General features: G+C 39.9%; 9 protein-coding genes and 1 pseudogene. 4 read left to right on the forward strand and 6 right to left on the reverse strand.

Annotated features, from left to right (window positions below; translation table 11 throughout):
• Positions 1-67 precede the first annotated feature (67 nt).
• The 3 genes and pseudogenes from HWQ58_RS16570 to HWQ58_RS16580 form a co-directional block, all read right to left on the reverse strand.
• Positions 68-1397: pseudogene (locus HWQ58_RS16570) on the reverse strand (IS701 family transposase).
• 111 nt (positions 1398-1508) lie between these two features.
• Complete coding sequence (locus tag HWQ58_RS16575; RefSeq protein ID WP_292864571.1) at positions 1509-5315, reverse strand: PAS domain S-box protein; 3807 nt, start codon at positions 5313-5315, stop codon at positions 1509-1511.
• Between the two features lies 1 nt (position 5316).
• Positions 5317-5571, reverse strand: a complete 255-nt coding sequence (locus HWQ58_RS16580) for a helix-turn-helix transcriptional regulator (protein ID WP_292864574.1) — start codon at positions 5569-5571, stop codon at positions 5317-5319.
• Positions 5572-6079: 508 nt separating this feature from the next.
• Here HWQ58_RS16580 and HWQ58_RS16585 point away from each other — a divergent pair.
• Positions 6080-7111, forward strand: coding sequence for a 1-acyl-sn-glycerol-3-phosphate acyltransferase (locus tag HWQ58_RS16585; RefSeq protein WP_292864577.1), 1032 nt, complete (start codon positions 6080-6082; stop codon positions 7109-7111).
• Positions 7112-7429: 318 nt separating this feature from the next.
• Here the strand turns inward: HWQ58_RS16585 and rppA are convergent, their stop codons facing one another.
• Positions 7430-8128, reverse strand: coding sequence for a two-component system response regulator RppA (rppA, locus tag HWQ58_RS16590; RefSeq protein ID WP_292864580.1), 699 nt, complete (start codon positions 8126-8128; stop codon positions 7430-7432).
• Positions 8129-8204: 76 nt separating this feature from the next.
• On the opposite strand from rppA, the gene hisG reads away from it, so the two are divergent.
• Positions 8205-8849, forward strand: coding sequence for an ATP phosphoribosyltransferase (gene hisG, locus HWQ58_RS16595; RefSeq protein ID WP_292864583.1), 645 nt, complete (start codon positions 8205-8207; stop codon positions 8847-8849).
• A 1028-nt stretch (positions 8850-9877) separates the two neighbouring features.
• On the opposite strand, the gene HWQ58_RS16600 is transcribed toward hisG, so the two are convergent.
• Complete coding sequence (locus tag HWQ58_RS16600; protein WP_292864586.1) at positions 9878-10399, reverse strand: pentapeptide repeat-containing protein; 522 nt, start codon at positions 10397-10399, stop codon at positions 9878-9880.
• Between the two features lie 251 nt (positions 10400-10650).
• The gene (locus HWQ58_RS16605; protein WP_292864589.1) at positions 10651-13296 is read right to left on the reverse strand and encodes a dynamin family protein; all 2646 of its coding nucleotides are present in this window, start codon (positions 13294-13296) and stop codon (positions 10651-10653) included.
• 911 nt (positions 13297-14207) lie between these two features.
• Here HWQ58_RS16605 and HWQ58_RS16610 point away from each other — a divergent pair.
• Positions 14208-15662: an ATP-binding protein gene (locus HWQ58_RS16610; protein ID WP_292864592.1), complete on the forward strand. Its 1455-nt coding sequence runs from the start codon at positions 14208-14210 to the stop codon at positions 15660-15662.
• 336 nt (positions 15663-15998) lie between these two features.
• The gene (locus tag HWQ58_RS16615; RefSeq protein ID WP_292864595.1) at positions 15999-16586 is read left to right on the forward strand and encodes a hypothetical protein; all 588 of its coding nucleotides are present in this window, start codon (positions 15999-16001) and stop codon (positions 16584-16586) included.
• Positions 16587-16627 lie beyond the last annotated feature (41 nt).

Here is a 16627-nt window from a genome sequence, read left to right on the forward strand (position 1 = left end):
GAAGGCAATATATTTTGGTAGCTTTATCTGTAGCCAGCTTTTAGAGAATTGGTATAACTAAGTGAAATTATTCAGAAGCATAATAGGGTTTAAATTGATTCATTTCACTAATTAATTGATTGAATCCCAGCAATAAATTAGAATTGGGGAAAATATGTATCCAGGGATAAATCAACCAAAATAGTAAGAGTGGTTGGGCAATGAGACGGAGATTATTTAAAGTATTCTTCCATCCGCATTCATAGTTTCATTGTTGATGATTAGAAAAATCTACAGAACTATTCTCTTGTACATCAGGTTGGATTTTACGAGATTCATTAGAGCCTAAAAATGCTGGTGAATTTAAACTAATCATTGTGTAAACACAAAAAACAATTTCCCACCACCTCTGAATATGGTGAAAATTAGTGAAACGATAATCTGTCCAACCTAGTTCCTGTTTACACTGTCAGAAACCATATTCTACCCAGGTTCTTAATCCATATAAATCTCCTAAAGTTTTCTTGAGATTACCTTGAAGATTGGTCATTACAAAAGAGGTAGAGTTCTCTGGCATGGTTTCTGGGTCAGTAGTTATTTCCCAGTAAGTTATAACCCTTTTTTTTCCATAAATTATTTCCCTAATGTATCTAATTTCTGATTTTTGATTGCTAAATGTCCTCTCAAATTTGCATCACTTATTCGCTCTAACGCTCTGCCCAGAAGGCAGCCAGACTCCATAATTACTCCTAATTGCTACAACATAAGCGAGCTTGTATTCAGTTAGTTTTTGAATGAATTGGCTACTTTCACCATATAAACTATCAGTTCTTCCCCAATTCAATATTAAAGCCTGATTCAATTAATTCTGTAAGAATTTCTGACGCTAACTCTATTTTCGTTTTGTATTTATCTGATTCTTTTAGCGTTCCTTTAGGCTTAAATACTTTTAAAATTAATGGAAATGTTATATTACAGTCAACTCCATAAGCATTAACTGTAACTATCCCATTATTTATTTTTCCTACACTGCCTAGATATTGTCTTGCTACATAATCAGTCTTTTTACCTTTTTTCCTATCTTCTGTTTCATCTATTACTACTGTAATTGCATTTCCATTTAATGCTCTCTTGATTTTATTTAATCTTCGGCTTTTTAATTTATTTATTGACCAATCTGAATTTGCTATGAAATGATGTAATGACTGTGCTGAGTTTATACTCACTACCTTAGCAATTTCTGGTAATGATTTTCTTTTTATTGGTGAACTTATTCCCAAGTCTAAATATTTGAAGCATTCATAATTTCTTACTTCTTTGAATAAGTCTTTATACTCTGCACAATATCCATCTACGATCACAACTGTTGGGTGGGCATCTCTTGCCAAATGTTTCAGGATTTGTAATTCTACATCCATTGCCCTACTTGCCTTCTAGCGTTTTCTTTTTTGATTCTTTTATTCAGAATACTCGGAAAGTGACAGAAGAGGGATAACACCAATCCGTGACTTCTCAAAGAAGTTGCGGAGTTAACGCAGATTGCTATAACTATAAATTAGGTTGGCGATCGTTCGCAGTAATTTAGATGGCTCCACTGGTTTGGTGATATGCTGCCCAAATCCGGCGGCAATTGCCTGTTGATAATCAACCTCACCAGCATAAGCTGTAAGGGCGATCGCGGGAATGTTTCCTCCAAGTTCTGGTGACATAGCTCTAATTTGACGTATCAGCATATACCCGTCTATTTCTGGCATTCCAATGTCGCTTAACAGCAGATTTGGCTGGAACTCAGGCATAATTCGTAGTGCTTCGATCGCAGATGCAGCCTGGGTTACTACCGCACCAGATTGCTCCAAAATGAAAGCAATTAACTCTCGTGTATCCCGCTCATCATCTACAAGCAGAACTTTCAACCCATTGAAATCGGGCAAATCATCAGCTTGAGAGACAATCTGATGGCTATTTAGATCGACCTTGATTAACGGTAGTATGACTGTAAAGGTTGCTCCCTGTTCTTCACCCAAACTTTCTGCTTTAACTGTGCCACCATGTAGCTCGACAATGTAACGAACAATAGCTAATCCTAAGCCCAGTCCTCCAAATTTTCTAGTGGTTGCGCCATCAGCTTGTCGAAAGTAGTCAAAGACGAATGGTAAAAAGTCAGGGCTAATTCCCTTACCTGTATCACTGACTCGCAACTGAACCTGAGAACCAACAGACTCTAAACTGATTTCTATCTTTCCACCTTGGGGTGTAAACTTAATAGCATTGGAAAGTAGATTCCAGATAACTTGCTGCAAGCGACTGGAATCACCTGTGACTAAAAATTTAGAATTTGAAGTTTGGCATTTTAAATTGTTAGGTTGCTTATTAAAATCGATAGAGTCTAAATTTATTTGAGAATTTTCTAATCTAAAATCGTTCGATGGTTCTTGAGCCTTGTCGTTTGCGTAGCGTCCCGCAGGTAAGGACTGAGTGTTCGCGTCGAAGTCTAAAATCGGAAATTGCAAATCGATCGATTTGGCTTCAGCGGCTAGATGTACAGTTTCTATTGCGGCGGCGATCGCAATTTCTAGATTCACATGAGCAATATTCAGACTCAGCTTACCTTGTAGAATGCGAGAGACATCCAGTAAATCTTCGATTAATTGGGTTTGAAGCTTGGCATTGCGCTCAATGGTTTCGAGAGCGCGAGTTGTGGTAACTTCATCATACTTTTTCGTTTGCAGTAACTTTGACCATCCCAAAATCGGGTTTAGCGGCGTGCGAAGTTCGTGGGAAAGCACCGCCAAAAACTCATCTTTGATTCGATTAGCTTGGATTAATTCTTCTTTGCGTCGCTGTAACGAAGCCATTAACTGAGCGCGTTCCAGAGCAACCGCTACCTGATCGGAAGTTGCTTGTAATAAAGCTATTTCCCCAGAAGTGAAATTGGTACGGGTGCGACTAGCAAAGCAGAGGACACCAAGCAGCTTTCCTTGAGCAATTAACGGTTGACCTGCATAGGCTGTGATTCCTAAAGCATGGAGAATCTGGGCATGGGGATGGGTAGAGTGCGGCACATTATTGACGACGATTTGACAGCGTTCTTGCACCACTAGTCCCCATATCCCTTCATTAAAGTCAACGTATTCAATTGTTTGAAATACTTCATCAGTAATACCATTCCAACCTACTAACCGAAGTTTTGGCTTATTTTCGTGTGTATCGATTAAATAGTGAAAGTAAAAATGCAAATCCATTTGCGCCGAGAGTTTGCTAAACAAGCTGTTCATTAGATCCAAGGGGCGCTCGGTTGAAAGCAAATCACTGGTCGTTTCCGAAAGCAGTTTAAGTCTTTCACTGCGCTCTTGTAAGGCTTGTTCTGCAAGCTGACGTTCGCGAAGGGCACGTTCGCGTTCGGTAATGTCAATTGCAACCCCTCCTACCAGGCGTTGGTCAGACGCATCGGCAATGGGAAACTTATAGACCAAAAATTCGCCAAGGGTGCCATCTGTGCGTGGGGCAGACTCAATCGTTTGAACAACCTGATTCGTCTCGGCAACTATTCTAATGTTATCCAGAAGGGGTTGAGCGATTTGGACTGGGTATAGGTCAAAAATGTTTTTATTGATTGCCTTATTTGTTGCTACATTGAACGTGCTGAAATAAGTTGGACTGAGGTAAAGTACGCGTCCCTCTGCATTCGTAATCCATGCAGCAGCGGGAATATTGTCCATAAAAGCTTGAAATTGCTCTTGACTCTGACTCAGTGCTTTTTTAACTTGTTTGAGATCGCTAATATCCAGAATGAATGCAACTGATTTATGCCGAGATTCTCCTAAAAGGGAGTAGCCAACTACAACTGGTACGCTGGAACCATCTTTGCGAATAAATTCCTTCTCATAAGGAGTACAGGTTCCCTTCGCTATTGCTTCGGCAATAGCTAGTTCATCTAAATATTGATACTCAGATGGCGTGATATCAGCCCACTGTAATCTACCTGCTTGGATATCCTCTTGGGTATAGCCGACAATTCGCAAAAACTCGTCATTGGCTTCAATAATACTGCCATTCACATCACCAAAGAGAATACCAACTATATTCGCTTTCACAAAACTCCTGAGCCGCTCCTCACTTGCTTGGATTGCTGCTTCTGCCTGTTTGCGTTTGCTAATATCTGTAGTGCTGCCAACTAAACGTACCGGGTTTCCGTCAGCATCTCGCTGTACTACTATCCCTTGATCCAAAACATAGATGTACTGATTGTTTTTGTTGCGAATTCGGTACTCGGCAGCATAGCGATCGCTATTTGCCAAAGCACCTCCCGTCTCTTGTTGTACATATTGCAAATCCTCTGGATGGACAAGCTCACGCCACCAACTACCAGTTGATTCAGATTCTGCGAGGGAATAGCCCAAAATTCGGGTTAACCCATCAGTTCTTTCAACAGTATCCTGTTCTATATTCCAGTCATAAATCAGACAGTTTACCGCAGATGCTGCTAACTCAAACCGTTCGTTAGCTAACCTCAGACGCTCCTCTTTCTCTTGCAAAGTTCGTTCTACTTGTTTGCGTAAGCGAAGCTCGTCGTAGACATCGCGTAGCGCTGCTTGCTGTTCGCTCAAATCAACAACAAAGGCAATAACGCTTTCTTGAGTATTTCCCAGCGTCACAGAACCGAGCAGAACAGGAATGCGATCGCCATCTTTACGAATGTATTCTTTCTCAAAAGGCTTACATACTCCAGTAGTTTTCACTTCTTCCACCGAACGTTCACTCAAAAGAAGATACTTAGGTGGGGTAATTTCGCGCCAGTTTATTTGGTTAGCATATAAATCTTCTCGCGTATAGCCGATCGTGTTCAGAAAAGCATCATTGGCTTCGATGATACAGCCGTTGTTCATATCAGTGAGGATGACTCCAATGATGTTGGATTCTGCCAGTCGGCTAAACCGCATTTCGCTATTTTGCAACAATTTGAAGCTTGTCTCTGCCTTGCGTCTGGCAGTTCGCAACTCTGAAGATAGTGCAGTAATTAAAAATGATACTAGTGAGAATGTGGTTAATCGTACCAGAACTTTGAGGCTGAGGAAATCGAAGGAGTAGACTGGATCGATCAAAAAATAGAGCGCAGTTGTCACAGATAAAGCGATCGCTAGTACTCCAAGCTTCATACCGCCATACCAAGCGCTAACTGCTACAGCAGCATAAAATAATGTAAATATGCTCGGATCGAAAACTGATAGTAAGATTTTTGTCAACAGCAGTGCCGCTATGACTGCCAAAATCATCACACTAAAAGCTATGAACCGAGAACGCATTATCAAAATTTTTTCAGGTACTTTCACCATCATCTTAAGAGTCCTCCCGTTGATCCGATTTTGGGAGATACTCATTCACTAATCTTTTGCCTGCTTGGCCCATTTTCTCTAACATTTCTTCAATCAGCTTTAGTGCCATCTGTGAAGGCACTGTAGACCCGTTTTCCCAGCGATTGATTGTTCGTAGGGAAACTCCTAACTTAGCTGCAAACTTTTCTTGAGAGAGATTGAGTTGCTGCCGAAGTTGACGGATTAAATCTGAAATTTTGAGTGGCTTTCCTAGTTCCATAGTATGAAGAGTAGGACAGATGTCTCGTCATTCGTCTCCAACTTGAGGAAGAATTTAAATAATCATTAGTCGTTATCAATTTCATCTTTTGGCGAAACATCAATATTCAGTTATCAGTATTCGCGGCTTACTGAACGCCTACGAAAGTATATCTAAAATAAACATTAAATTTTGTCTTATATGCAATGTCACAATAGTATTATTTAAGACAATTTAATTAATTAGTATCAGACATTGCATACAGCAAAAAAATTTGTGGTGCGTCACACTCTTATGATTCATATCGAAATTAATTTGTTATGTATAAACTATTTATAGCAGTCCTAAATCATTTGTGAAATATTTTTATGTTGGCTGTCATTTGTCCTTGGTAATCACAAATGACTAATGACAAAGGACAAATGACTAAGGACGACCATAACAAAAAAATCCCATGTTTAAAAACATCTGTTCCTTTTGAAGATCCATTATTAATAAAACTTTTGCATAATCCTAATCTTTAACTGTTTTGATTAATCAACACTCCGAAAACTTATTAAACAGTCAACAGGAAAATGCACCAGGTGAAGGCTATATATTTAACTGGTTTGATTGGTTTTGTCTTTGGTATCCTCCAGGGTGGTTAATTTTATTCAATCGCCATTGGCAGCACTATCACACAGATCCAGATGGTTGGAATTGGTTAGAATATGGATTATTTTTAATTCCTGGTGGATTTTATCTAGCGTTGTTGAGTCGCTGGTTGCGTCTGGGTTTTCGTTCACCTCGAAAAGAAGTTGGTGAATTCGATCCCAAATATCAACAAGCTTTTCGCAAAGAACTTCTGAACCCTATAGTTAAATACTATTTTCGGGGAGAGTTGCAACAAGTTGAAAACTTGCCGCCAACAGAGCCATTGATTGTGGCAATGAATCATACCGGGATGTGTTTTCCTTGGGACTTTTTAACGTTGGGTTATTTATTAAGTGAAGCCAAAGGATGGGTAGTACAACCCATAGCAAATCCAGTATTATTTGAGCATCCTTGGATGATTTGGTGGCTACCACCTCAATGGTCGCAGGTTTTAGGTGGTGTGCGAGCCAAATTAGATGATTTTGAGGGGGCGCTTGCTGAAGGTAAAATTCTTTTATATGCACCCGAAGGTATTCGCGGGCCTTTGAAAGGTTGGAGAAGACGCTATCAACTAGAAAAGTTTGATGTGAGTTTTATTCAGTTGAGCGATCGCTATCATATTCCCATTCTGCCAGTAGTTTGCATCGGTAGTGAATTTTTGCATCCTTGGGCTGTTAATTTTACCAAATTGCAACGACTAGTCAAACTACCATTTTTACCTTTGTCGCCTTTGATGTTTGCCTTACTTCTGTTTCCCTCAACGGGAGTTTGGGCAATGAGAACTCGTTTGCGTTACTTTATTAGCCCTTTGCAACCAGCAGGATTGGATAACCACTCAAAGAAAGGGCGTGCAGTAGCCTATCAGCAGGCACAACAATTACGAGAAAAACTGCAACTTCAAATTAATCAATTTTTGGGTAAATCTTAATAGTACAAGCTGAAATTGGTTGATTCTAACAGGTTTACGATGTGGTTCAATTAAATGAAAACTGCTGTAAGTTTGTAGTGCATTTATAGAACCTGGGACGCTGACGGCTGTTTGTTAGCAACACAACCTGTTTTGTTAGCAATGCTTATGCGTTAGTAACGACACTTATGCGTTCGTTACCAACACAACCTGTTTTGTTAGGAATACTTATGCGTTAGTAACGACAATTTATGCGTTCGTTACCAATGCTTATCTATTTGTGGCAAATGCTGATGTTATCGAACAATTAACCAAATCTTTGTGAGTGGAACTAGGCGGCTAAACTGACTCCACTGAAGAAGCACCGAAACGATAGCCTTTGCCGTAGACTGTGTGAATCAGCGTAGTTTCTCTACCTACCTCAATCTTACGCCGCAACAAACGAATTAATGCCGCAATTACATTACTACTGGGTTGTTCTGACTCTTGCCACAAATTTTGCATAATCTGGGCATGAGTCAGAAGTTGTCCAGTGTGTTCCATAAAGTATTGCAACAACTGACTTTCTTTTTGCGATAACTCAATTATTCGTCCTTGGCGATAGGCTACTTGATTTTCACTATCGAGTTCTAAATCAGCAACGGTTAAACGTCCAGTAGTGGTTTCATAGGTTTGGGAACCGGAACGACGCAATAAAGCACGGACTCTTGCTAATAACTCCCGCAGTTCAAAAGGTTTAACCAAATAGTCATCAGCACCAGCATCTAAACCTTGTACGCGGTCATCAAGAGTATCTTTAGCTGTAAGAAACAGAACGGGAGTGGTTTTGCTTTGGCGTCGCAATTCCTGACAAATCTCTAACCCCGTTTTTCCTGGCAGCATCCAATCTAAAATAAGTAGGTCATAACTGCCTGCTTGTGCAAGTTCGCTGCCAGATGTCCCATCATAAACGGCATCTACAGCGTAACCCTCACGAGTTAACAAGCGGCTCAAGGGTTGAGTTAGTTCAACTTCATCATCAACTAATAAAATTCTCATGCTGCTTGTGGTAAGCATATAGAGATATTCTCAATATTATTCAACTGCCAAGACGCTAAGGATACCAATACAAAAAATGCTGACTGTTGCATTGCCAAAAGGGGAACTACTTAAAAATAGCATCCGCTTGCTACAAGCTGTCGGATTAGATTTTAGTACTTTTTTAGATTCAGGAACTCGCCAACTTCAAATTCCTGACACTAAGGGAATTGCAAAAGCTTTACTGGTGCGGGCGCAAGATGTGCCTGTTTATGTGGAATATGGTCAAGCACAACTGGGGATTGTTGGTTACGATGTGTTACGGGAGAAGCAGCCGCAAGTTGCCCACTTGGTAGATTTGCAGTTTGGTCATTGTCGGATGTCGGTGGCGGTAAAAGCATCTAGTTCTTACCGATCGCCTTTAGATTTACCACCGCATGGTAGAGTTGCTTCAAAATATGTGAATTGCGCTCGTGAATATTTCCATAGTCTGGATTTACCTGTGGAAATAGTGCCGTTGTATGGTTCAGTGGAATTAGGCCCAATTACTGGAATGTCAGAAGCGATCGTAGATTTGGTGTCTACAGGGCGAACTTTGCGCGAAAATGGTTTGATTGAAATTGCTAGTCTGTATCAAAGTACGGCGCGGTTGATTGCCCATCCTCTGAGTTACCGCCTGAATACGGGTAATCTGAGTGATGTGATTGGCAAGCTGCGGGAGGCCGTTTTGGTTGAGGTTTAATATCATTTGTAATTCGTAATGACGCTTCTACGGATGCCTGTTCCTAGCTAACTCTGCACTATTGCTACGTTTGCACAGCATCTCGTAGAGAAGACAGTAATTCAGAATTCGAGCGACTTCCAAATCAAAAAATACTTGATGCGACTTAGCGCTCTTTCATCACTCTCACCAGAGAATAAAACAATAATCCTTACTAGACAACACTTTCAGGCAAAAGAGATGATTTTACTCATAATCTTAGAAAATAAAGCTCCAAACTTAGTTTTTGTCTATTGTTTAAAAGTTGGCTGAGATTTTTCTTTGACCACAGTGATGGAAGAGTGTTAGCCCTCTTCTGTCACTTTCCGAGAGGGCGATCGCTAGAAGCCTCATGAGGCAACCAATACAAGCTATACTATTAGAAAAAAAATTGTCTTGTATTTGTTATTAGAAAAGAATCGCGCAATCGCTTGCTATACAAAAGCTCTAGAATTCAGAAATGGCAAATGTTTTCGGAGAGTGACAGAAGAGAGTTAGGGACTTCCAGAAAATAAATTATCCAATTTCTCTTCTTCAAAAGAACTTTCTTTCCCCCTGCTCCCTGCTCCTTGCCCCCTTGCCTTCAAAGTGATAGTATATTTTTCTAATTGGAAGCACCTTAGAAGAGGGCTAGACCAAAAAGTTTTGGAACTTGACGAAAGAATGAGGGTTTGGGCCGTTGTTTTTGGGACTGGCAATCATGACCAGTTGCGATCACTGTGAAGTCCACCCAGAAAAAAAGTTCTTGAAAGGTAGATTACAAGCTGATTTCGACGGATTGTATTCCCAAGCGGAAATGAAGAACTCTTCAGGCTTCTGGAAAACTTTTCGGTCTACTGACATTAGAAGGTAAAACAACGAAAGGTGCTAATAAAAAAGCTAGTAAGATCCAAGTGACTCATCCTCATCGAGAAGCTTGGAAAAGAATAAGGGAATCGCTTGGTGGTAGTTGGACTAGACGAGTTTTAAATCAGTGCGATCGCATACCTCCTACTTCCCTACTTACCTCTTTATCTCCGTGGTGATTGGGTCTTCTCGATAAAAGGAGGTGGTGAGTGAGGGTTTACTGATTTTGGTTGTAAAAGTTGCCAAATCCCCACAATTCCACTACTACCTATCAGTAATGTAGCAACAGGAATAATAACCTTTTCTATCCACCAATTACGGTCTATAGTTTTGGAGCCACCATTCATTATCGCTCCTCTTGCTTTTAGTTCTACTTTGGTTTTTTCCGAAAGTCCTGTGTTGTCTTTAAATAGAGTCCCTTGTACATCAGCACCCCTAAAATCGGTATTTTTTAATTGGGCATATTCTAAATTGGCATTACGTAGGTCAGCTCCTCGGAAGCTGGCATTAGTTAAGTCGGCTCCAGACAATTGAGCATATTCTAAGATGGTTCCATCTAGTTGAGAATTTCTTAAATTCGCCCCATTCATTTGTGTACGGATAAGTTGATATCCTGATAAGTTTTGCTGACTGAGATTATGACCGTTCCAATTATGACCAGAGAAATTGTTAGAAGTGACAGTCATGTTTTTGGGTTCGTTTTCAAATCGAGGACTAAATGATAAAGGTCAACCCGTGACTCCTCAAACAATTACAAAGCCACAAGAAAAAGTGTAAGCAACATAGTAAGACTAGTTGTGTTACTCTAAAAATAGATTAGATTGATAGGCTCGGCTTAAAAATTGATGAGAGGAGTACGAGTCTTTTATTATTTGCCAGAACTTCATCGCAGTATACAATAGCCAGGAAGCCGCCCTCCTAGCTCAGGTATCCACAGCTAGTTGTCGAGCATGAATTGCTGCTTAATTTCAGACAAGTAAGAGCCAGCTTGTTCAATTTGTTCATTTACCTGGAAAACCAGTAAATCTAGGGTTTCCAGTAGTTTATTCTGCTGTTCATCAGACAATTCCTTGTCTTCCTGAGCTTGTCTCAAGTTGTCACGGTAGTTGCTGAGATAGAGGTCAAGGCTTTCAAAGAAAGCAGCAATTTTCTCCTGGAAGTCTTCATCCAAGTATTGATTGGTCTTCCTCTGAATTTGCAAGACATTTTGCTTTATAGACTCTTTAAACAGGTCAGTGATTTCTTGACGCGTGATGACATAGTACTGAGACCACTGTTTAACAGGGACTTGTATCTCATGCTCCCAAAGCCAAAGAGTGTACCAACGTCTTTCATGGCGAGTTTCCCAGGCGATCCAGGATTCAGATTTGCTTTTGATATTGGTACGACGAGGACTGACTATTTTAATATCATCAGAAAAAACTCTGGGTGACATAAAGTATAACTCTAGGTCAAATGCCTCATTCAATCGCTGCTGCGCTCTTTGAATGATGGGCTTGGTTTCACGTTGCAAGAATTCAATCAGTGCGTGACGGGCTTTCTCGGTCAATCGTGTAATTTCTTCACGTGTTTTGTCCAATGATTTGTCTAATTCCTGCCTAATAGATTGGTATACTTTATCTTGGAAGTCCTCAGCAAGGCTGAGAGATATAAACTGAACTTCGCCTTGAGTACCGAATAGCTTAATCAACTCAGACGGTAATTTATAATCATCGAATTGACTTAAAAGAGTATCAATCTGCTGTTCTAGATTGTTTTGGATCACACGTACTTGTTGTAACCTTAATCTCGATAGCTCCAAGTCTTGTAAGTCTTTTTCTAAGGCAGTAATTTGTTGTCTCAGGACATCTGCATCAGCAGCGATCGCCTTTTTGCGAAGCTGCATGTCCTCACAGAGTTGAGTTAGATAGCTACGAGTGAGGCTCAGAGCAGATTTCATGGAGACAGGTGCAATTTTCCTCATCAGAGCATTGATCGCTTCCTCCAGAAACTTGGGAAAGCCAGAATCATCCCAGAGATACTGGGCTTCCTTTTGCAAGTTTTCTATTGTAGTGTTAATGTCTTTGAGCTTGTATTCCCAACGGGAACCGCCTAATACTTGTTGAGCAAGAGGACGAACAGTTTTCAGTTCCAAGATGTTCTTTTTTGGGTTTTCTTGAACTTCTGATAGGAAATTAGTTGCAAAGAATGCCCATCGTGCTGAGACTTCAAATATACGTGAGTTAATGCCAAACTTGGCAGCAACAAACTTATGTACCTTCTCAGGAGTCGTACCTTCGTCGGTGTCAATTCGTTGATCAACCTTATTGATCAGTACATAAAGGTTGTCATCACCCCGCAGTTTGATTATTCGTTCTACTTCTTGTTTAACCTTTTCATCTGCATCAGTGTTGAGTGTAGTGAAGTTGAGAACAATCACGACTATTGAGCTTTTCTGAAGTTGATCTTTGACAACCTGATAAAGTTCCAGATTTTTGCCTGCCTCGTTTGGACCTGGAGTGTCAACAATGATGAGATTACCCTGACGTTCTGATTGCTTATCCCCTTGGATTCGGCAGAATGGTGTCTCAATTCGAGGAACACTGGCGATGGCTTTTAGTGGGTTCACATTGAGTCTCAGGATACTACAAAGACGAATGATGTCATTGAGTCCAGTAAGTGTTTTGTTGATTTCCTCATCGCCAACGGTTTCTACACTAAAGTTCCAGGCACCAGTTTGAATGCTCTGCAAAAGTTCAATTAGGTATGGGTGCTCATTCAATTGTTCCTTAGCGCGGCTCATACCAATTTGATCAGCTTTGGATTGCAACGCTCCTATTGCCTTACGGAATTCGTCAACCAGTTGTTCACTTAGTAATAGCTTAGGACAAGTGCGATCATTAGTAAGAAAAATCTCGGTTGGCAAAGTCGTCATGGCAGCATTGCGGCTAGGTAATAAATCCCGACCTACTATGGCGTTAATAATTGTAGATTTACCAGCTTTCATGGGAGCTACGACCGCCATTGGTAACTCCAGTTTTTCTACCTTCTGGGTTTCCTCGTTAATCTCTCGGTAGAATTGAGCGTATTTGGTTCCAGATTTGTCAGAGAAAAGTGTTGTACTGGCTGATTGTATCAGTGAACTGGCTTTTAGCAGTAGAGTGATAACCTCCACTTGTAGGTCTGAAATGCTCAAATTCGACATGGTGGATTTTATAGATGGCTTTTGTGCAAGTAGTTGTGGAAGATGAGGGGCAACTGATTTGAGAAAATCTGGTGATAGCTTTTTTAATGATTTTTCTGGTTCCATTACTTTCTCGGCTTTGGTTGCAAGAGTGAGTTCACCCTGATGAACCTGTTTCACTAACTCAATGAATCGCTCTAATGCTTCTTTTATGAGTGGAATTACTCTGGGGGTCTGATTATATTTTTCGCCCAAAACAAAGTACTCAATCTTTTCTAGCTCTGTCTTCGTCACTTTTATAACGCCAGACTCCAAGTTGCCTTCATCGAGTTCTTTTGCGTAATTGAGGATGTCAGACTTGAAAACTTCGGGGATTCGGATAGTACAAGTTTGTTTGTTGTTCCAAATAGGGGCAGGCATAATACGATTCTGACAATGGATACATTAGACATACCATAAAGGTTGTGACAGCGCAACAGTGCTCAAAAACCAATCTAACTGTTTAACAATAAAAGATTAATCACACTGTGATTATAAATATTTGTATAGATCAATAAGTTAAGTTGGCACAATAAAACCAAATTGTGTGAAGAAAAGTAAACAATGCTCAAACTCTTTCTCCTCCTAATAATGAAATGATTATCATTTTGGTTTTATCTAAGTTAGAGTTAGCAAATTTTAAAGTTGATTTTAATAGTTTTTTAATTTGGGAACTATTTCCTTCTTTATAATTTAGTATTCTATTATTATTAGCGTTAATATAATGTTTTGTAGTTAAATTAATATGGTTTTTGCCGTCAAAATCTAATGTTACTCCAAAAAAAATTAACTAGTATTATTTTGAACAAACTTGTTGAGGAAAAAAGCAGGTTACAATTATTTTTAGATTGTTTGTGAATCTCATGAGTGAGATTTCCCCATTATTACTATTTGACAGGTTACAGGTTTAAAAAATAGAAGTTTACTACTTGATAAAATCATAACAACAATTACAATAAGTTTAAAAAGTAAATAATTAATATTTTTAGGAAAATTATTTTGAAAGTATCAAAACTAAGTTCTATTTTATTTGTTAACTTAAGGTTTTTTAAGTTTTATTTTAATGAGTTAAAGAATTATTTTGGTTAATTTGAGATAGCCAGAAAAGACCAATTTGTTTATCCTGGTTGTAAAGAATAAAGTAGGATTAAGCAGATTTACTGCAACAAAAGTGTAATTCTTCAGCAAAAATTAAACCTCAGCAAAATCACTTGAGCGAGAAAAGCGAGCTAGTTTTTAGCCGTATAAACACGTAATCTGATGATATTCAGTCAAAAGAAGTAGGTGAAAATATGTTTCAGGCTACTCGCCGCCGTCTTGCAATTTGGTACACTGCCGTCACTGCTGTATTACTGCTACTGTTTGCCAGTGGCGTTTATTTATACTTTCGTACTACACTGATTGAGCGGATTGATGACACCCTTAATCATGTAGTGGAAATAGTGGAGCGTTGCCTCATAACCAGTGGTTGCGCATCTACGCTCATATTTGAGCCAATTAATACTGATGCAGATAAAATTCGTATTAATGTAGAAGCCAGTTTTGGTGATAATACCGACACTGTAGAAGATGACCACATCGACCTAGAATGGTTTAGTCCAACTGGTAAATTACTTTGGTCAACGCTATCTGAACCCGTAAATATTCCCATTCGTGTCAATCGCACTGGTGAAACTGTGCGCGTAGTCAAGGGAGAGAGTGAAAATTCCAAATTTAAAATTCCTAACTCCCCACTCTTATTACGACAAGTCACCCAACGTGTAGAAGTGAGACGACAAGTATTAGGATATCTGCGTGTTAGTCATCCCTGGTTTGAAGTTACTAAACCTAGTCGCCAGTTAATTTTTGATTTGGCATTAGGTATTGGGTTAATGGTGCTTTCCGTAGGCGCAAGTGGTTGGTTTCTTTCGGGTAAAGCGATGGAACCAGTGGGTGAATCTTATCAACGTCTTAAACAATTCACTGCTGATGCTTCCCACGAACTTAGAAGTCCTATTACTTTGATTCAAACTAATGTGCAAGTTGCCCTTGCTGACTTGGATTTAGCAGAGACAGAAACGACTATTTCTTTGCAATATCGACAACAGTTAAAGGTGGTGGAACGGTTAACGCAGCGTTTGGGTAAGTTAGTCAATGACTTACTCTTCCTAGCACGACAGGATAGTGGTATTAGCAAAGATACTTTTTCACCTTGTCCGTTGGACGCTTTGCTAATAGAGGTGGTTGAAGAACAACAATTGTTAGTCCCTGAGAAAAAAATCGCCCTTTCTCTAAACTTAGTCGATCCTCCGATCTCTGAAACTAGCCCTGAATTACTGGAAAATTGGTTTACTCTTGTAGGTAATTGGGATCAATTGGTGCGGCTGTTCACAAATTTAATTGCTAACGCTTTGCATTACACTCCAGCAGGTGGACAAGTGAAAGTGGAATTGGCGCGGATAGAAGGAATAAATCGCGTTTCTGGACTACGTAACAATAGTGCCCAGTTGCAAGTTAAGGTGAGTGATACCGGAGTTGGAATTCCAGCCGAAGCGCTACCACGCTTGTTCGATCGCTTTTATCGAGTAGATCCGGCGCGTACTCATAGGACGGGGAATACAGCAACAGCCAGCGCTACTGGTTCAGGATTAGGATTAGCGATCGCTCAAGCTATTGTCGAACATCATCACGGTCATATTCAAGTTGAAAGTACCCAAGGCATTGGCACTACCTTTACTATCACTTTACCAATAACTCTTGAGTCTTAATTTGCTAATAAATTTTTCTTTCCTGTGATAGATGTAAGATTTTAGCCCATTCAAGTTGACTTTAGTTATTAACGAGAAAATTAATTTTTTAGCAGTATATTGAATTTGACTATTACACAAATGTGCTTAATCACAATGATTAAGACTTTAAATCTTGAGAATGAAATATTTTCATTTTTTTTAGATGATTTCCGTATCCTTAGCTAGATGCGATAAATTGAGTCATTTGTTAGATATTTAGATATACTCAACGAGCAATAAAACCTAATTTAATTTTCGGTTGGATAAATTTTTGTAAGAAAAAAGTTGAAGTTTTTTTAGGAGTTAAGAACAAATATGAAGTTTCAAAATTTCCGCAATAGCAAGTTATTTGGCGCTCTTTGTGGGGGATTGCTGATTAGTCTGCCAGCAATTCCTCAAGCTTTTGCACAAGAATCTACTCCCAATGTTAAAGAGCCAGGAGCTACTTCTTCAAGACTAAACCCAAGTCCCAGCATTTTTAGCGAACCACCCTACAACCGCTCTCAAGCTCCCGGATCGCCAGAATCAGGTGTTACACCATCACAGCCAGTTCCTCCGGCTGAAGGGCAAGTGTCTCCCGTACCACCACAACCAGTTCCTCCGGCTGAAGGGCAAGTGTCTCCTGTACCACCACAACCAGGTGCTAGACCAGTACGCCCAGTTCCTGGCGATCAAACTCAACAGCCTTCACCACCTACGGTTTCTACTGACCAACAACCACAAGTAGAACCACGGCAAACCCCCACTGCGACGATCGCAATTACTAATGGTACGGTTAATATCAAGTTAGTTAATAATACTGCGGCTAATATAACTTTCCAAGTGATTGGCGATACAGCACCGCGATCGTTACAAGGTAAGTCAGATGTAACACTCCAAGCTTTAAAAGCCCTAGCTATCTAATTGGTATACAAAGCAGGTAAGCTGAAAACTTGCATCTAGCA

This window comes from Nostoc sp. LPT, from assembly GCF_017115165.1.
Classification (GTDB): Bacteria; Cyanobacteriota; Cyanobacteriia; order Cyanobacteriales; family Nostocaceae; genus Nostoc.